The sequence below is a fragment of the Litorilinea aerophila genome, assembly GCF_006569185.2.
GTDB classification, from domain to species: Bacteria; Chloroflexota; Anaerolineae; order Caldilineales; family Caldilineaceae; genus Litorilinea; species Litorilinea aerophila.
In genome coordinates this window covers 1-18,492 of the sequence record NZ_VIGC02000036.1, presented here as the reverse complement: position 1 = coordinate 18,492, position 18,492 = coordinate 1, and the positions used below count along the sequence as shown (strand labels likewise).

9 protein-coding genes and 1 CRISPR repeat array are annotated in these 18,492 nt (G+C 61.4%); all 9 genes read left to right on the top strand.

The genetic code is table 11. The annotated features are described in order from the left end of the window. The first annotated feature begins 282 nt into the window (after positions 1 to 282). The 9 genes from FKZ61_RS20570 to cas2 all read left to right on the top strand — a co-directional run bounded on the left by FKZ61_RS20570 (position 283) and on the right by cas2 (position 13,754). Positions 283 to 2,634 (top strand): glycoside hydrolase family 95 protein, encoded by a 2,352-nt coding sequence (locus FKZ61_RS20570; RefSeq protein ID WP_211358663.1) that lies wholly within the window; start codon positions 283 to 285, stop codon positions 2,632 to 2,634. A gap of 81 nt (positions 2,635 to 2,715) precedes the next feature. Continuing rightward, complete coding sequence (gene dgoD, locus FKZ61_RS20565) at positions 2,716 to 3,852, top strand: galactonate dehydratase (RefSeq protein ID WP_141612027.1); 1,137 nt, start codon at positions 2,716 to 2,718, stop codon at positions 3,850 to 3,852. 832 nt (positions 3,853 to 4,684) lie between these two features. Then, the gene (gene cas3, locus FKZ61_RS20560) at positions 4,685 to 8,152 is read left to right on the top strand and encodes a CRISPR-associated helicase Cas3' (RefSeq protein WP_141612026.1); all 3,468 of its coding nucleotides are present in this window, start codon (positions 4,685 to 4,687) and stop codon (positions 8,150 to 8,152) included. A 12-nt stretch (positions 8,153 to 8,164) separates the two neighbouring features. Then, positions 8,165 to 8,899 (top strand): type I-C CRISPR-associated protein Cas5c, encoded by a 735-nt coding sequence (gene cas5c / locus FKZ61_RS20555; protein ID WP_141612025.1) that lies wholly within the window; start codon positions 8,165 to 8,167, stop codon positions 8,897 to 8,899. Position 8,900: 1 nt separating this feature from the next. Further along, positions 8,901 to 10,850, top strand: a complete 1,950-nt coding sequence (gene cas8c / locus FKZ61_RS20550) for a type I-C CRISPR-associated protein Cas8c/Csd1 (RefSeq protein WP_141612024.1) — start codon at positions 8,901 to 8,903, stop codon at positions 10,848 to 10,850. Between the two features lie 11 nt (positions 10,851 to 10,861). Continuing rightward, the gene (gene cas7c, locus FKZ61_RS20545) at positions 10,862 to 11,722 is read left to right on the top strand and encodes a type I-C CRISPR-associated protein Cas7/Csd2 (protein ID WP_141612057.1); all 861 of its coding nucleotides are present in this window, start codon (positions 10,862 to 10,864) and stop codon (positions 11,720 to 11,722) included. A gap of 14 nt (positions 11,723 to 11,736) precedes the next feature. Further along, positions 11,737 to 12,405: a CRISPR-associated protein Cas4 gene (cas4, locus tag FKZ61_RS20540; protein WP_141612023.1), complete on the top strand. Its 669-nt coding sequence runs from the start codon at positions 11,737 to 11,739 to the stop codon at positions 12,403 to 12,405. A gap of 3 nt (positions 12,406 to 12,408) precedes the next feature. Continuing rightward, entirely contained in the window at positions 12,409 to 13,440 is a 1,032-nt protein-coding gene (gene cas1c / locus FKZ61_RS20535) for a type I-C CRISPR-associated endonuclease Cas1c (RefSeq protein ID WP_141612022.1), read from the top strand. A 23-nt stretch (positions 13,441 to 13,463) separates the two neighbouring features. Further along, the gene (gene cas2 / locus FKZ61_RS20530; RefSeq protein ID WP_141612021.1) at positions 13,464 to 13,754 is read left to right on the top strand and encodes a CRISPR-associated endonuclease Cas2; all 291 of its coding nucleotides are present in this window, start codon (positions 13,464 to 13,466) and stop codon (positions 13,752 to 13,754) included. 169 nt (positions 13,755 to 13,923) lie between these two features. After that, a CRISPR array of direct repeats spans positions 13,924 to 18,469; the repeat unit is 34 nt; unit sequence GTCGCTCCCCCTCGCGGGGGGCGTGGATTGAAAC. Positions 18,470 to 18,492: the final 23 nt, after the last annotated feature.

The following is an 18,492-nucleotide window of genomic DNA, read 5'->3' as shown; positions in this document are numbered from 1 at the left end:
TAACGATTTCTGCTGTTTGGGGCAAACAAGCATGCTGGGCGGGCGGCTGGGCGGGGTATAGTTCAAGATCGTCGGGGTTCGTCCATCGGACGCCGTTGTAGGAGCGCTGCTTGCTGCGCCCGTCACAGGCACGGGGAGTCCTCTGGGTCCCTGTCCCTACCGGCCGACCGGTGCCCCTGAATCATACCCTTGAACCCGCTCCGGTTGGGGCCCTCGGCCAGATCGTGTACAATGATCCCCACAACCTCCAGCCTTCATTTCCCGACCGCAAGGAGTCTGTCCGTGCAAGACCCAAACCTTCGCCTCTGGTATCGCCAGCCGGCCGCCCGGTGGGTCGAGGCGCTGCCCATCGGCAATGGACGGCTGGCCGCGATGGTCTTCGGCGGTGTGCCCTCGGAACGCCTCCAGTTGAACGAGGATACCCTCTGGTCCGGCGGCCCCAGGGACTGGAACAACCCGGCTGCCCGGGACGCGCTGGCCGCGGTGCGCCAGGCCGTCTTCGCCGGCCAATACGAAGAGGCCGACCGTCTGGCCCGCCAACTCCAGGGACCCTTCACCCAGTCCTACCTGCCCATGGCCGACCTCCACGTCCACCTGCTCCACGGGGATGGGGTCCGCTCCTATCGCCGGGAGCTGGACCTGGACGCCGCCGTGGCCCGGGCCAGCTACGTGGTGGATGGGGTGACCTACACCCGCGAGGCCTTCGCCAGCGCACCAGACCGGGTCATCGCCCTGCGCCTGACCTGTGACCGGCCGGGCCATCTGCGCTTCGTGGCCCGACTGGAGAGCCCCTTGCGCCACACGGTGGACGCCCCGGCGGCCGATACCCTGGCCCTGCGGGGCAAGGCGCCGGAACATGTGGAGCCCAACTACCGCCCCAGCGACCAGCCCATCCGCTACGCGGAGACCGAGCCTGGGGAAGGCATGACCTTCGTGGTCTACCTCCAGGTGGTGGCCGAGGGCGGGCAGGTCCAGACTGATGAGGCCGGCATCCTCCGGGTGATGGACGCGGACGCGGCCACCCTCTACGTGAGCGCTGCTACCAGCTTCAACGGCTATCGGCGTTCGCCAGGGCTGGATGGCCGCGACCCGGAGCCGCCCGCCCGCCAGGCCCTGGCCCAGGCCATTGCCCAGCCCTACGATGGGCTTCGCCAGCGCCACATGGATGACCATCGACGCCTCTTCCGCCGGGTGAGCCTGGACCTGGGCCAGAATGAGGCAGCCGCGCTGCCCACCGACGAGCGCATCCAACGCTTCCACCGCCACCACGACCCCCACCTGGTCACCCTGCTCTTCCAGTTCGGCCGCTACCTGCTCATCGCCTCCTCCCGGCCCGGGACCCAACCGGCCAACCTCCAGGGCATCTGGAACGACCAGGTGCGGCCGCCGTGGAGCTCCAACTACACCATCAACATCAACACCCAGATGAACTACTGGCCGGCGGAGGTGACCAACCTGGCCGAATGCCACACGCCCCTGTTCGACTTCATCGCCGAGCTGGCTGCCAACGGCCAGGAGACGGCCCGGGTGAACTACGGCTGCAGCGGCTGGGTGGCCCACCACAACGCGGACCTCTGGCGCCAGTCCGCACCGGTGGGCAACTACGGTGAGGGGGACCCGGTATGGGCCTGCTGGCCCATGGCCGGGCCGTGGCTCTGCCAACATCTGTGGGAGCACTACGCCTTTGGGCTGGACCTGGATTTCCTGCGGGACACCGCCTATCCGCTAATGAAGGGCGCGGCCCAGTTTTGCCTGGATTGGCTCCTGGAGGACGGCCACAGTCACCTGGTCACCGCGCCCTCCACCTCGCCGGAGAACAAGTTCACCACACCAGACGGCCAGCGGGCAGCCGTGAGCATGGCCGCCACCATGGACATGGCCCTCATGCGGGATCTCTTTACCCACTGCTGCGCCGCCGCGGAGATCCTGGACGTGGACGGGGACTTCCGCCAGCGCTTGCAGGACGCGCTGGCCCGCCTCTACCCTTTCCAGATCGGCCGTCATGGTCAGTTGCAGGAGTGGTTCCAGGACTGGGACGACCCCGACGACCACCATCGCCACGCCTCCCACCTGCTGGCCCTCCACCCCGCCTCCCTGATCACCCGCCGGGAGACGCCGGAGCTGTGGGCGGCGGCCCGCCGCTCCCTGGAGATGCGGGGCGACGGCGGCACCGGCTGGTCCATGGCCTGGAAGATCGCCTTCTGGGCCCGGCTGGAGGACGGCGACCGCGCCGCCCGCATGATCGCCAACATGCTGAACCTGGCCACCACCACGGGCGTCGCCCTGGAGGGGGGCGGCGTCTATCCCAACCTCTTCTGCGCGCACCCGCCCTTCCAGATCGACGGCAACTTCGGCGCCACCGCGGGCATCGCCGAGATGCTGCTCCAGAGCCATGCCGGGGTGATCCACCTGCTGCCGGCCTTGCCGGGCGACTGGCGGAATGGCTCGGTGCAGGGGCTGCGGGCCCGGGGCGGCCTCACCGTGGACCTGGCCTGGCGGGATGGGGCGCTGGTGGAGGTGACCCTCCACGCCGCCCGCAACGGGCGCCACCGCCTGCGCTACGGCCCCCACGAGGTGGAGTTTGACGTCTGGGCCGGCCAGCGCTACCGCCTGGACGGCACCCTGCAGGGGTAGGGGGATCCATTCGGTAGGGGCGCGGCTTGCTGCGCCCGCTGGACAGGGCAAGCCAAAAGAGATTCAAACCGGAGTCTGGCCATGAAAATTGAGCGAATCGAACAATTCTTTCCCCGGCCCCGGGTGCGCCTGGTAAAGATCACCACCGACGACGGCCTGGTGGGCTGGGGCGAGACCACCCTGGAGGGGAAGCCCAAGAGCACCATGGCCGCGGTGGAAGAGCTGGCCGACTACCTGATCGGCAAGGATCCCCTGCGCCTGGAGCACCACTGGCAGCACATCTACCGCTCGGCCTTCTTCCGGGGTGGCAACGTCCTCATGACCGCGCTCTCCGGCATCGACCAGGCCCTGTGGGACATCGCCGGCAAGTACTACGGCGTGCCGGTTTACAAGCTGCTGGGCGGCGCGGTGCGGGATCGGATCCGGGTTTACGCCCACTGGGGCATCCGGGACCTGAGCGAGGAGGGGCTGGCGCGGGCCCGGGAGCGGCTGGACCGGCTCCAACAGATGGGCTACACGGCCTTCAAGTCCGGGCCGGGCGGCAAGTGGCGGGGGCATGAGCCCCCCGCGGTCATCGACCACTTCGTCCGTTGTGCCTACACCATGCGGGAGTGGGTGGGGCCGGAGGTGGAGCTGGCCTTCGACTTCCACGGCAAGATGACGCCCGCACTGGCCATCGAGATCTGCCATGAGATCAAGGGCATGCGGCCCATGTTTGTGGAGGAGCCCGTGCCCCAGGAAAATGTGGACGCGCTCAAGCTGGTCTCGGACCACGTGCCCTTTCCCATCGCCACGGGCGAGCGGCTCTTGACCCGCTGGGGCTTCCGGGAGGTTTTCGAAAAACAGGCCGTGGCCTACATCCAGCCGGACGTCTCCCACTGTGGCGGCATCACCGAGTTGAAGAAGATCGCCAACATGGCGGAGGTCTACTACATGCACATCCTGCCCCACTGTGCCATCGGGCCGGTGGCGTTTACGGCATCCATGCACGTGGACGCGGTGGTGCCCAACTTCCTGGCCCAGGAGCAGGTGGACCAGGGGCTGGGCCATGGCTTGCTGCAGGAGCCGTGGCAGGTAGTGGATGGCTACATCGAGCTGCCGACCCAACCGGGCCTGGGCATCGAGGTCGACGAGGAAGCCGCAGCCCGGACCGTCCCTTACACCGAGGAGCTGGGCGGCGAATTCTACCACGACGACGGCAGTGTGGCCGATTGGTGAGGTTTTTCTGGACAGGCGACGCGGTCAGGGAGGGCTCGCATGGCTCTGCGGCTCTCCCCTGATCCGCCGTTTGCCATGGCGAAATGCGGCGATTGACGCAAACCGACCATCAAATGTACAATCGGTCCAATCGGTTGGAGAAGTCATGTTTGACGAGGGGTGAACCGTAGTTTCGGCCATCCATAGGCTGATTGGCTAGAGATTGTCTGAGGCGAAGATCCGGACTCAGGAAGTGTGCAACCTGGGTCTTCAATGAAAACACTCGGTGCTGCTGCCCAGCAGCATCGGGCTAGGTTCATACCGGCTGGGTGCGCGGCAACGTGTACCTGGCCAAGTAGCCGCTGAATGAGATTCCTTACCCCGGCCCCGCGACCTGCAAGCACGGTCATGGTTTCATCTAGCTTTTCCCTTCATGTGCACCCATTCCAACTCCCATCGTAGGTCCGGGCACGCTTCTCCGCAGCCGGCAGCTGTTTTTCGCTCGCCACGGTCCTTTATGCCCGCTGTCGTACCTGCTTCGTATACACATTCGGGACTTCCTTCTGGCCCTTCAGCTCGCTTTCTGAGAGGCGCTAAGTCTGGGTAGGTCCGCCCTGGCCGTTGTCTGTGATGCCAACCGGGAAACAGCGCCCTCCACAAATACACCCAGACTTAGGCCAAGGGGAGGCGTCCGGCCGGATCTGCCGTCCCTGGTCAATTCATCGGGATGTGTTGCCGTACTGGCAACACACAACCGTCATGCTGGCATCATGTGCGTTGTTGATTTCGTCGCATGGTGGTCAACATCGTTTTGCCAGAAGATGAGAAGTAGCGTTCGAGGAGATTGGCCATTATGAGCCGTGCAACTGAGAAGGCCATGCGGCTATTGCAGATTGAGCAACTGCTGTGGGCGCACCCTGAGGGGTTGACCCGCGCCGAGATCGCCCGCCGCATCGGCGTCAATCGTTCGACGATTACCAAATATCTGGACAAGGATCATCTGCCGGCGAGCATCTACGAAGACGAGTTCGACGGCAACAAACTCAAGATCGACCGTAACGCCGACCTGACCAAAACATCCTTCAATCTGCATGAAATCATGGCCATTCATCTGGCAACACGCCTGTTGGCGACGCGCACTGACAAGCAGAACCCCCATGCGGCATCGGCGCTGCGTAAATTGGGGATCGCCCTGCAACGGCTGGATCAACGTATCAGCCATCACCTTCTCTGTTCCGCCGATGTGATGGATGAGGACGCGGCTTTTCGTGATCCAGTCTATCTGGATGCCCTGGAGAAGCTGACCGAAGCATGGTCATCGGGGCGCAAGGTCCGGGTGAGCCATCAGATGCCCGATGGTCGGGTCTTTGACTACATATTTTCGCCCTACTTTATCGAGCCTTATGCGGTGGGCCAGACTGCCCACGTTATCGGCCTGCGTGAGCCGCCGGGCAAAGTGCGTACGTTCAAGATTGAACGACTGCGCTCGGTGGAGATCCTGCGCGAGGAGTACGCAATCCCGGAAGACTTTGATCCAACTGTACTGTTGCGGGATGCTTGGGGCATCTGGTACAGCGAGGCCGAACCGGTGGAGGTGGTGCTGCGTTTCCACCCCAGTGTTGCCCAACGGGTGCGCGAGACGCGCTGGCACCGAGAACAGCAGGATGACATCCAGCCGGATGGATATTTGGTCTGGCGCGCCAAAATCGCCGAACCGCAAGAGATGCTCCCATGGATACGCGGGTGGGGTGCCCAATGTGAGGTCTTGGAGCCCGTAGAGTTGCGGGAGGAGCTCAAGCGGGAGGCACGGAAATTGGGTGAACTGTACCAGGTGATGGAGGTGAAAAAACAGTTCGTTGCTCACATCCGCGAGAAAGATAGAGTCCCGCAGTCGCTCGAGGATCACCTGTCAGGCGTCTCGAAACTGGCAGGTCAATTCGCCGGGAAAATTGGGCTAAAGGAGACAGGGACACTGCTCGGCCTACTACACGATCTGGGCAAAGCAAGCGAGACATTCCAGCGGTACATCTTATCCGGAGAAGGCCTGATCGACCCGGACGCGGAAGAATACATCGATCCGGTAGCCCACAAGGGCAAGATCGATCACACGACCGCAGGCGCACAGGTGGTCTACCAGCAGCTCTGGGACCGGGGACCCATGGACAAGATCGCCGCCCAGGTTTTGGCGCTGTGTATTGCCTCCCATCATTCTGGACTCATCGACTGCCTGACACCGGTCGGCGAAAACAATTTCATCCGGCGCATGCAGAAGGGGGACGAAAGCACACGCAGGAGCGAAGCGCTGGCGAACCTTCCCGAGATCCAAAGCGCCCTGGCGGACTTGCTCACAGATGATCTCGTCAACCAAATCTACACAAGAGTCAAGAGCCTGCGCGAGGAAAAAGGAGACTCAAGGGAAACGTATCTGTTCAAGGTCGGCCTGCTCATCCGCTTTTTGCTCAGTTGCCTGATCGACGCTGACAGGCTCGACACCGCCGATTTCGAGTCGCCGGGCAATGCGGAATTGAGGAACTACGGTCAATATCATGCCTGGGAGACCTTGATCACCCGCTTGAACCGCCAGATCGACAAATTCGAGCAGAAACCGGATAAGAACAAGGTGGATGAACTGCGCAGTCAGGTATCTCAGGCCTGCTTGGACTTTGCGACGAGGCCGAAAGGCATATACCAACTGACCGTGCCCACCGGCGGCGCGAAGACCCTGGGCAGCCTACGCTTTGCCCTGAACCACGCTGCCCATCATGGCATGGATCGGATCTTCTACGTACTTCCGTATACGTCCATTATCGACCAAAACGCGGCCGAGGTCAGGCGGATTTTGGAGGACAGGGATGAAGATGGTCACTATCTGGACAAGGTGGTCCTGGAACACCATTCCAACCTGACTCCCGAAGAGGAAACCCGCCGGCAAAATCTGCTGGCCCAAAATTGGGACGCCCCCATCGTGTTCACAACCCAGGTTCAATTCCTAGAAGCGTTGTTTGGCGCGGGCACACGCAGCCCGCGGCGCATGCACCAATTGGCCAACTCGGTAATCATCCTCGATGAAGTGCAGACTGTCCCCATCAAAGTCATCCATATGTTGAACGTTGCTTTGCGCTTCCTGGTCAACAACTGCGGCGCGACTGTACTGTTGTGCACGGCCACGCAGCCGCCGCTTGACAAGATTGACGCCCAATACCGCGCGCTGACGATTCAATCCGACCAGCGCATCATCCAGAATGAAGGGGCGCTCTTTGAAGCATTGAAGCGTGTTGACGTGTTCGACAGATACAAAGTCGGCGGCTGGAGTGAAGAGGAGGTGGCAGCTCTGGCGGAACAGCAGTTGCAGGAAAAAGGCAGTGTGTTAATCGTTGTCAACACTAAGAAATCCGCCCGTGCGCTCTACCATGCGATTGCCGACAAGGAGATCGCCGGTGTCCATCTCTATCATCTCAGCACGAACATGTGCGCCGTTCATCGCCTAAAAGTGCTGGATGAGATGAAAGCCAAACTCAGCAGGGGCGAACGGGTGATCTGTGTCAGTACACAACTAATCGAAGCAGGTGTAGACATCGACTTCGGCGCTGTGATCCGCTACCTGGCCGGACTGGACTCGATTGCACAGGCGGCAGGACGCTGTAACCGTCATGGAACACGGCCAGATCTGGGAAGTGTCTGGATCGTCAATCCAAAGGATGAAAACATAGGGCGGTTACAGGATATCGCAATTGGCACAGCCCAAGCGCAACGGGTTCTAGCGGATTACAAAAACGATCCCCAGCGGTTCGGCAACAATCGAATCGGGATCGAAGCGATGGCGGCATACTATCGGTTCTACTACGAGCAGCGAAAAGATGACATGCGATATAACGTAGCTGCGGATTCGCCGGTGGGCCGAGACGCCAACCTGTTCGACCTCCTTTCCGTCAACGCGCAGGCAGTGGAAGCCTTTAAACGGATTCACCACACTCTTCCAGACATGGCATTCCGACAATCTTTCCAAAGCGCAGCCAAGGCCTTCCGCGTGATCGATTCGCCGACACGGGGTGTGGTGGTTCCGTATGGCGACGAAGGAAAAGAGATCGTCGCTGACCTGTGCGCCTCTGGAGAGCTGACGCGGCAGCGCAAGTTGCTGCGGAGAGCGCAACGATATTCCGTGAATCTCTTTCCCGATGAATTCCAGCGGTTGGCTACAAGCGGAGCGATTAAGGAGGTCCAATCAGGCACGGGCATCTACTGTCTGGCCGAGGAATACTACAGCGACAAGTTTGGGTGGAGTGACAAACCGGTGACCGGCATGGAAACGCTGATTGCATAGAGGGAGGTACTCATGCGGAATACTGTGGAATTCAGGGTCTGGGGAAGATATGCCCTGTTCACCGATCCGCTCACGAAGATCGGCGGTGAGAAGCACTCGTATCAGATCCCCACCTACGAAGCGCTGAAAGGCATCTTGAGTTCGGTCTACTGGAAGCCGACCATCGTCTGGATCATCGACAAAGTCAGGGTGATGAAGCCGATCAAGACCCAGACGCGCAGCGCCAAGCCCGTGAAATATGGCGGTTCTGGCCACGATCTTTCCATCTACACATACCTTTCAGACGTCGAGTATCAGGTGCAGGCCCACTTCGAGTGGAACGAAAACCGTGAAGATCTGATCCAAGATCGCAATGAGAACAAACACTACTTCGTCGCCAAACGCATGATCGCGCGCGGCGGACGCCGGGATGTCTTCCTGGGCACACGCGAATGCCAGGCGTACGTCGAACCTTGCCGCTTTGGTGAAGGTGAGGGGTTCTACGATGACTACCCTGATGAGCTCTCCTTTGGCTTGATGTTCCACGGCTTTGACTATCCCGATGAAGCACGAAATGGTGCGGAGAAGGCCGCTCTCTACGCCCGTTTTTGGCGCCCGAGGATGGTGAAAGGCGTCATTGACTTCATCCGTCCTGACGAGGCCCGTATCCGGAAGGTTGTGCGCACGATGGAGGCAAGCCCCCCGGCAACGGTCGGGCTCGAGGAAGAAGGCTTGTTGGCGGAGTACGAAGAAGAGGAGGGCGCGTAAGATGAATTGGATGCAAAGGTTGGCTGAGACCTACGACAACTGTCAATCCAGCATCGGGTACAGCCATCAGGACGACCAGCGGCCCCTGCTTCCCATTTGTCACATCACATCCCAGGCGCACATCGAAATCGTCATCGATGGCGAAGGCAACTTCCGGCGGGCGCGCCTGATCACCGAGAAGGATGACGCCACGACGATTCATCCCAGTACAGAAGAGTCAGCCAGCAGATCTGGCAGCAAGCCTGCGAACCATCCCCTCTGTGACAAGCTCCAATACGTGGCAGGAGATTTCACAGACTGGGGCGGTGTTGTGACTTCAGGGTTCAAGAAGGATCCCCAAGAGCCCTATCGCAATTTTGTCGACGACTTGACCAAGTGGAGCAACTCGGAATTCGGCCACCCCAAAGCGAAGGCTGTGCTGCAGTACGTAACCAAGAGGAGGGTCATGCAGGATCTGATCGATCAACATATCCTCCTGGTCGGCAATGACGGCAAACTCTTGTCCAAAGATGAGGTGGAGAGAGATAGGAACACCAAGGACATATTTTCGCTTGTGAATTCGCAAGACTTGGCATTTGTCCGCTGGGTTGTTGAAGGAGACGAGACCGAAAGCAGGGTCTGGCGGGACAAAACGCTGTGGGATAGCTGGATCAACTACTACTTGAGCGGGAGAGACGATAGGGCCCTTTGCTATGTTACAGGGGACACACGCGTTGTAGCGCGTAGTCACCCCAAGTACATCCGCTGGGAAGGCGATGGCGCAAAGCTGATCTCGGCCAATGACACCAGCGGCTTCACGTTCCGGGGACGCTTTACGGAAGATCAACAGGCCGCCAGTGTTGGACTGGACGTCTCGCATAAGTCTCACTATGCGTTGATGTGGCTCATCAGCCGGCAGGGCTACAGGCAGGGCGAGCTGGCAGTCGTCGCGTGGGCAACCTCCGGCGCGCCGGTCCCAAAGCCGACCGACGATCCCATATCCCTCTTGATGGGAGACTTGCCCATGGAGGAGCCGCCTCCCTACACCGCCCAAGAGATCGCTCTGCAACTGAAGAAGCGAATCGCAGGCTATGGCAAAGAGCTTGGCGATACAACCGAGATTGTGGTCATGGCCATGGACTCAGCAACCCCGGGCCGTCTGGCCATGACCTACTATCGCGAACTGAACAGCTCCGATTTCCTGCAACGAATTGACCGCTGGCATGAATCTTGCGCTTGGCTCCACCGTTATCGAGTTGTAGAAGTGCGAAGCGAACAGGACGGCAAGACCAGCCGGCAGGTGGTGCCCTTTGTCGGCGCACCTGCACCCCACGACATCGCCGAAGTGGCATACGGCAGCCGGCTGGATGACAAGCTTCGCAAAGCAACCATCGAACGCATTCTTCCGTGCATCATCGATGGCCAGCCGCTACCCCGCGATCTAGTGGAATCCGCGGTCAGGCGGGCTTCGAATCGCGCAGGTCTTGATGATGGGGAGTGGTGTAAGGTACTGAGCATTGCCTGTGCTCTCTTTCGAAAGTACAACACAAAGGAGACCTATGAAATGGCACTGGACTCAACCAGAACGACCAGAGACTATCTCTACGGCAGGTTGCTCGCCTTGGCAGACAACCTGGAAGAATGGGCGTTGAACGAAGCTGGAGAGAAGCGCCAGACCAACGCCGCGCGCCTGATGGCGCGCTTCGCCGAACGCCCGTACAGCACTTGGAGAACAATCGAGCTGGCTTTGGCGCCGTACAAGGCCAGGCTTGGCAAGCAGAAGACCTGGAGGCGCGAACAGATGATCGATGAAGTGATTGCCTTGTTCGACCCCGCTGATTTCACCAGCGACAAACGCTTGAGCGGCGAATTCCTGCTGGGTTATCACTGCCAACGTGAGTATCTTCGCACCAGCCGAGCCGACGCAACCTCTGAAGCAGATTCCAGCGACGAACACTCTACCAACGAATAGGAGAATCCATGATGGCTACTCTAAGCAAGAAAATCGACTTCGCCGTGATTGTCAACGTCAAGAACGCCAATCCGAACGGCGATCCCATGAACGGTAACCGTCCCCGCTACAACTACGACGGCTACGGCGAGATCTCAGACGTCGCCATCAAGCGGAAGATCAGAAACCGCCTGATGATGGATCCGCGCTATCTCGTCTTTGTACAACCTGATGACAGCAAATTGGACGACTATCCAAGCCTGCGCAAGCGAGCCGAGGGCGAGATCCCAAAGGCGAAGTGGAAGGACGAGAAAGAATTCCGCAAAGCAGTCTGTGAGAAGTGGATCGATGTTCGGGCCTTTGGGCAGGTCTTCGCCTACAGCGGCGGAAGAAGAGGTGAGGGCGTATCGGTGGGCATTCGCGGCCCGGTCTCGATCCATCCCGCATTCTCCGTGTCACCTGTGCTGGACCGGATGACAAGCATCCAGATCACCAAGAGCGTCAGCGGGGAAGACGATGGAACGAAACGCGCCTCCGACACAATGGGCATGAAACACCGGATCGACCATGGTGTCTACGTTTTCTTCGGCAGCATGAACCCACAACTGGCCTCCCTGACGGGCTTCTCTGACGACGACGCGCAGGCGATCAAAGAAGCGTTGAGAACCCTGTTTCGCAACGATGCTTCATCCGCCCGCCCTGAAGGCAGCATGGAAGTCTACAGGCTCTACTGGTGGGAACACAACAGCCCCAACGGTCAGTACTCGTCTGCGAAAGTTCATCGCTTGCTGACCGTGGCGCCGAAGGTGGAAACGCCCAATTCCATTGAAGATTATGAGATCACCTTGCGAGAATTGCCCGGACTGAAGTGTGAGGTCATTGAGGGCGAATAGCCCATGGGATAACCATGACCACCACATACAGTCCCGAGGAGTTGCTGCCGCTTTCAGGCATTCAACACTTTCTCTTCTGTCGCCGGCAGTGGGCGCTGATCCATGTCGAACGGCAGTGGCAGGAGAATGCGCTCACCGCCGAGGGGCGAATTCTCCACACGCGGGTGGACGATCCCTCCTTTACGGAAAAGCGAAAGGGGGTGATCGTCGCCCGCTCGGTACCCGTGGCCTCGACCTCGCTCGGGCTTTTCGGTGTGTGTGACGTGGTGGAGTTCAGCGAGTCGGCCCAAGGTGTCCACCTGCCTGGATACCAGGGTACGTACTTGCCCGCCCCAGTGGAATACAAGCGCGGCAAGAAGAAACTTGAGCCGAGCGATGAAGCTCAACTGTGTGCCCAGGCCCTCTGTCTGGAAGAAATGCTGGCCGTCTCGATTCCCGTGGGCTATCTCTACTACGGTCAGGTCCGCCGTCGTGTCACCGTGGAGCTGACCGAGGCATTGCGGGATCGGGTGCGTCGCGCAGCCCAGGAAATGCACACCTACTTCCAGCGAGGGTACACGCCCAAGGTCAAGCCTTTCAAGGGGTGCAAATCCTGTTCCCTGGCGGACATCTGCCTGCCCCGTCTACAGGGCGAAGCCATGCCGGCCTCCGCCTATATCCGCCAGCAGATCGAAAGGGGATAGCGCATGAAAAAGCTGGGGAATATCCTCTACGTCACCACACCTGAAGCCTACCTCTCCTTGGATGGTGAAAATGTCGTGGTCAAGCGGGACGACACAACAGCCATGCGCCTGCCACTACACAACCTGGAGAACATCGTCTGCTTCAACTACCCAGGCGTGAGCCCGGCGCTTATGGGGGCATGCGCAGAACGCAATATCGGTTTGTGCTTTCTCAGGCCAAATGGGCGGTTTCTGGCGCGGGTGACTGGCAGGCAGAAGGGCAATCTGTTGCTGCGCAAGAAGCAATACGAACTCTCCCAATGTGAATCCGCCTGTGCATCGATTGCCACATCCATGGTGCTGGGCAAGATCGCCAATTGCCGCACCGTCATCAACCGGGCAATTCGTGACCATGCCTTGCTTGTCGACGTGTCGGAATTGCGGGCCACCTCTGACTTCTTGAAACAGATGCTGCAGTCTGTCCAGGCGGGGGCAACCGTCGAGACGTTGCGCGGACTCGAGGGCAATGCGGCCAGCCGGTACTTCCGGGTCTTCGGGCAACTGGTTCTCCACCAACGGGAGGCATTTGCCTTTGAGGCGCGTACTCGACGCCCTCCGCAGGACAACATGAACGCTCTCCTTTCCTTCCTCTATACCCTGCTGACCTATGAGGTTGCCTCGGCGCTGGAGACCGTGGGGCTGGATCCCTATGTGGGCTTCTTGCACGCAGATCGACCTGGACGTCCCTCACTGGCTCTGGACATGATGGAAGAATTGCGCCCGGTCCTGGCCGATCGGCTGGCTCTCTCGTTGGTCAATCGCAAGCAGATTAGCGGCAAGGGGTTCACGCAAAAGGAGAGTGGCGGCGTCTTGATGGATGACAGAACCCGAAAGGAGGTGTTGGTGGCCTGGCAGAAGCGCAAGCAGGAAGAGATTCTCCATCCCTTCTTGAAAGAACGCATTCCCTTTGGATTGCTCCCCCATGTACAGGCCTCCCTGTTGGCCCGGTATGTGCGCGGGGATCTAGACGCATACCCCCCGTTCTTCTGGAATTAGGCACGTAGCAGGAGGAAGGCGCGATGATGGTCTTGATTACCTACGATGTGAATACGACAAGCGAAGCCGGCAAGCGGCGTCTGCGTTTGGTCGCAAAGCAATGTCGGAATTTTGGGCAACGGGTCCAGAATTCGGTCTTCGAATGCCTGGTCGATGCGGCCCAGATGAAACAGTTGAAGCATCGCCTAGTTGGGTTGATAGATCCCGAACGGGACAGTCTGCGTTTCTACTATCTCGGCAACGAGTGGCGAAACCGGGTGGAGCATGTGGGCACAAAGGCAAGCATTGATTTGGAAGGGCCGCTGATTGCCTGAAGTGGTGCAGGTGCGAACCGGAAGTGACCATGCCTTCCGCCAGGGGTTCGCAGCCGTTTTGCTTCCACAACGAGCGGTTGTATGACTGTTGGAGGATGTTATGGCAAGTGATTGAGTCTCGATGGGCAATATCTAGGGTGTTGGTGAGCTTTGGCCCCTAGATATTGCGGTCGCTCCCCCTCGCGGGGGGCGTGGATTGAAACCGCCGGGTCCCAGTTGGCCAGGGTGTCCCAGTCCGTCGCTCCCCCTCGCGGGGGGCGTGGATTGAAACCCGCTTGTCGGAAACCTGTTGCTATCGGCGGGCAGTCGCTCCCCCTCGCGGGGGGCGTGGATTGAAACCTACGTGAGATTGTGGACCCCGGCCACCATTTCGAGTCGCTCCCCCTCGCGGGGGGCGTGGATTGAAACTTAGGCACCGTGTCCGAAATCCGGGACAACGTGAGTCGCTCCCCCTCGCGGGGGGCGTGGATTGAAACATCCTCCAAACCTCCACCAGAGCACTGCGAACTCCAGTCGCTCCCCCTCGCGGGGGGCGTGGATTGAAACGCCTCTGGTAGCCCCCCCCTCCCCCCGACGTGAAGTCGCTCCCCCTCGCGGGGGGCGTGGATTGAAACTGCTCGACGACGTGGAGGACGACGAAAACACGAAGTCGCTCCCCCTCGCGGGGGGCGTGGATTGAAACGTGGGATGTGGCTCGAGCCATCCGGCGGGCAGGGGTGTCGCTCCCCCTCGCGGGGGGCGTGGATTGAAACATTGAAATTGGTGGCTGGGAACACGGAGATTGAAGTCGCTCCCCCTCGCGGGGGGCGTGGATTGAAACTTCCAGGAGGAGGGCGATGGCAACGAGGGCGTGGGTCGCTCCCCCTCGCGGGGGGCGTGGATTGAAACGATGGGAATCGGATCAGCGATAGTGGGAACGGGCGTCGCTCCCCCTCGCGGGGGGCGTGGATTGAAACGCCTCTGGTAGCCCCCCCCTCCCCCCGACGTGAGTCGCTCCCCCTCGCGGGGGGCGTGGATTGAAACTTCTGGGCGCTGCGGCGGGGGCTGATTGAGGTCCCGTCGCTCCCCCTCGCGGGGGGCGTGGATTGAAACTGCTCTTTGATGCCTGGCATATCATCCGCCGGTTGTCGCTCCCCCTCGCGGGGGGCGTGGATTGAAACCCAGGTACACGCCGTAGTTAATGATGACGCCGTGGCGTCGCTCCCCCTCGCGGGGGGCGTGGATTGAAACACCCGCAAATTGATCGCCAGCCCCAGGGAATATGTGTCGCTCCCCCTCGCGGGGGGCGTGGATTGAAACGCTGACGTGGTAGACGGAGAGCTGGTGGCCGTGGAGTCGCTCCCCCTCGCGGGGGGCGTGGATTGAAACGCATCTACGGCCGCAGCCTGGGCGACGCCGGGGGTCGCTCCCCCTCGCGGGGGGCGTGGATTGAAACGATGACCGTAGAGATTTTGGCCTTGACCGGTGGGGTCGCTCCCCCTCGCGGGGGGCGTGGATTGAAACTGCCGGTACGCCGACCTGAGTCGGCACCTGGAAGTCGCTCCCCCTCGCGGGGGGCGTGGATTGAAACAGTCCGGAGCACAACACCGCGGCCTGGCCGGTGGGTCGCTCCCCCTCGCGGGGGGCGTGGATTGAAACTGGCGCGATATCTCCACCACGTCCGCCGCGGTATAGTCGCTCCCCCTCGCGGGGGGCGTGGATTGAAACAGTGCGGAGCCGCCGTGGTCCGTTTTGCCGGTGTGTCGCTCCCCCTCGCGGGGGGCGTGGATTGAAACCCGCAAGGCGCAGCCATACGTTGAGGCAGTGGAGGTCGCTCCCCCTCGCGGGGGGCGTGGATTGAAACTGAGTGCCGTAAGTGAGTATGTGACGGCTCTGGGGTCGCTCCCCCTCGCGGGGGGCGTGGATTGAAACGGCTGGGTGGGTTAGCTGAGCAACGACAGCCGGTGTCGCTCCCCCTCGCGGGGGGCGTGGATTGAAACTCAATGACGGCGTTGGAGATTATGACAATCTCATGTCGCTCCCCCTCGCGGGGGGCGTGGATTGAAACGGCTGGGTGGGTTAGCTGAGCAACGACAGCCGGTCAGTCGCTCCCCCTCGCGGGGGGCGTGGATTGAAACGCCCATCGGGAAGGGGCCCCGAAGTACCTCCTGGGCGTCGCTCCCCCTCGCGGGGGGCGTGGATTGAAACTCTGTGGGGAGTGTTGTCACATTTTCCGGCCCGGGTCGCTCCCCCTCGCGGGGGGCGTGGATTGAAACATCCAGGAAGTCTTCATCCAGGCCCCCCCCCTTGCGTCGCTCCCCCTCGCGGGGGGCGTGGATTGAAACCGGCGGGACCGGAATTGATCCAGGGGCGACGGCCAGTCGCTCCCCCTCGCGGGGGGCGTGGATTGAAACTAGTTCGTTGTAGTTCATGGTCAGTCTATCCTAAGTCGCTCCCCCTCGCGGGGGGCGTGGATTGAAACATCGTCGACAGGCGTGGCGTCCAGGATGTAGTTGGTCGCTCCCCCTCGCGGGGGGCGTGGATTGAAACCGGCATGGCGTAAATGAGGTGGCTGCCGCCACCACGTCGCTCCCCCTCGCGGGGGGCGTGGATTGAAACAGCTCCACCGTGACCCGCTGCTGATAACCGACAGTCGCTCCCCCTCGCGGGGGGCGTGGATTGAAACATCCAGGAAGTCTTCATCCAGGCCCCCCCCTTGCGTCGCTCCCCCTCGCGGGGGGCGTGGATTGAAACCGGCGGGACCGGAATTGATCCAGGGGCGACGGCCAGTCGCTCCCCCTCGCGGGGGGCGTGGATTGAAACTAGTTCGTTGTAGTTCATGGTCAGTCTATCCTAAGTCGCTCCCCCTCGCGGGGGGCGTGGATTGAAACATCGTCGACAGGCGTGGCGTCCAGGATGTAGTTGGTCGCTCCCCCTCGCGGGGGGCGTGGATTGAAACCGGCATGGCGTAAATGAGGTGGCTGCCGCCACCACGTCGCTCCCCCTCGCGGGGGGCGTGGATTGAAACAGCTCCACCGTGACCCGCTGCTGATAACCGACAGTCGCTCCCCCTCGCGGGGGGCGTGGATTGAAACATCATCGACGCCAGCTACACCGTGCCCAATACGTCGCTCCCCCTCGCGGGGGGCGTGGATTGAAACAGCGATGGCCTGTTTGACATGCTCCAGGATTGAAGTCGCTCCCCCTCGCGGGGGGCGTGGATTGAAACAAAGTGATCGAGCTCCCGTAATCGTAGTAGCCGAGTCGCTCCCCCTCGCGGGGGGCGTGGATTGAAACTGGAAAAATTGCCGTTGACTTTCCTGGGGCAGGTGGTCGCTCCCCCTCGCGGGGGGCGTGGATTGAAACCGGATAGTGACAGGGCCCCGGGGGCGGCACTTAGTCGCTCCCCCTCGCGGGGGGCGTGGATTGAAACACCCAAAAACTCTTCGACCGCGACGCGGCCTTGGGGTCGCTCCCCCTCGCGGGGGGCGTGGATTGAAACATCGTCGACAGGCGTGGCGTCCAGGATGTAGTTGGTCGCTCCCCCTCGCGGGGGGCGTGGATTGAAACCGGCATGGCGTAAATGAGGTGGCTGCCGCCACCACGTCGCTCCCCCTCGCGGGGGGCGTGGATTGAAACATCATCGACGCCAGCTACACCGTGCCCAATACGTCGCTCCCCCTCGCGGGGGGCGTGGATTGAAACAGCGATGGCCTGTTTGACATGCTCCAGGATTGAAGTCGCTCCCCCTCGCGGGGGGCGTGGATTGAAACAAAGTGATCGAGCTCCCGTAATCGTAGTAGCCGAGTCGCTCCCCCTCGCGGGGGGCGTGGATTGAAACTGGAAAAATTGCCGTTGACTTTCCTGGGGCAGGTGGTCGCTCCCCCTCGCGGGGGGCGTGGATTGAAACACCCAAAAACTCTTCGACCGCGACGCGGCCTTGGGGTCGCTCCCCCTCGCGGGGGGCGTGGATTGAAACCTCTCCTTCGCCGGCCTGCGTCTTGCGCATCCAGGCGTCGCTCCCCCTCGCGGGGGGCGTGGATTGAAACACAACCGTGCTCCAGAACTGGCCAATCTGGTCGGCCGTCGCTCCCCCTCGCGGGGGGCGTGGATTGAAACACAACCGTGCTCCAGAACTGGCCAATCTGGTCGGCCGTCGCTCCCCCTCGCGGGGGGCGTGGATTGAAACACAACCGTGCTCCAGAACTGGCCAATCTGGTCGGCCGTCGCTCCCCCTCGCGGGGGGCGTGGATTGAAACACGCCGTATCCGCGCCACCTGGCGGCCCGGCGCCGTCGCTCCCCCTCGCGGGGGGCGTGGATTGAAACTGACCAAGTGGTGTCGGCGTGGCGAAACCAGAACGTCGCTCCCCCTCGCGGGGGGCGTGGATTGAAACATCGACGGCGTGCGCATCGGCCACCTGCACTGCGTCGCTCCCCCTCGCGGGGGGCGTGGATTGAAACAATGCGAATGGTGTGCTCGCCAGCAGAGACTTTGGTCGCTCCCCCTCGCGGGGGGCGTGGATTGAAACACGTGAAACATCGGCGATCTGAAGGTAGTCCATGTCGCTCCCCCTCGCGGGGGGCGTGGATTGAAACACCCACGGCATGCCGTCCAGGCGCTGCGAGAACCGGTCGCTCCCCCTCGCGGGGGGCGTGGATTGAAACAGGGACGTGAGGAGATGGCGACTGGCGCTGGACCAGGTCGCTCCCCCTCGCGGGGGGCGTGGATTGAAACATCGATCAGCTCCTGGTCGGGCG

What these genes read in the sequence shown, in the direction of transcription:
- dgoD (WP_141612027.1), top strand. Translation starts at nt 2,716, where the DNA reads ATGAAAATTGAGCGAATCGAACAATTCTTTCCCCGGCCCCGGGTGCGC.
- cas3 (WP_141612026.1), top strand. Translation starts at nt 4,685, where the DNA reads ATGAGCCGTGCAACTGAGAAGGCCATGCGGCTATTGCAGATTGAGCAA.
- cas5c (WP_141612025.1), top strand. Translation starts at nt 8,165, where the DNA reads ATGCGGAATACTGTGGAATTCAGGGTCTGGGGAAGATATGCCCTGTTC.
- cas8c (WP_141612024.1), top strand. Translation starts at nt 8,901, where the DNA reads ATGAATTGGATGCAAAGGTTGGCTGAGACCTACGACAACTGTCAATCC.
- cas7c (WP_141612057.1), top strand. Translation starts at nt 10,862, where the DNA reads ATGGCTACTCTAAGCAAGAAAATCGACTTCGCCGTGATTGTCAACGTC.
- cas4 (WP_141612023.1), top strand. Translation starts at nt 11,737, where the DNA reads ATGACCACCACATACAGTCCCGAGGAGTTGCTGCCGCTTTCAGGCATT.
- cas1c (WP_141612022.1), top strand. Translation starts at nt 12,409, where the DNA reads ATGAAAAAGCTGGGGAATATCCTCTACGTCACCACACCTGAAGCCTAC.
- cas2 (WP_141612021.1), top strand. Translation starts at nt 13,464, where the DNA reads ATGATGGTCTTGATTACCTACGATGTGAATACGACAAGCGAAGCCGGC.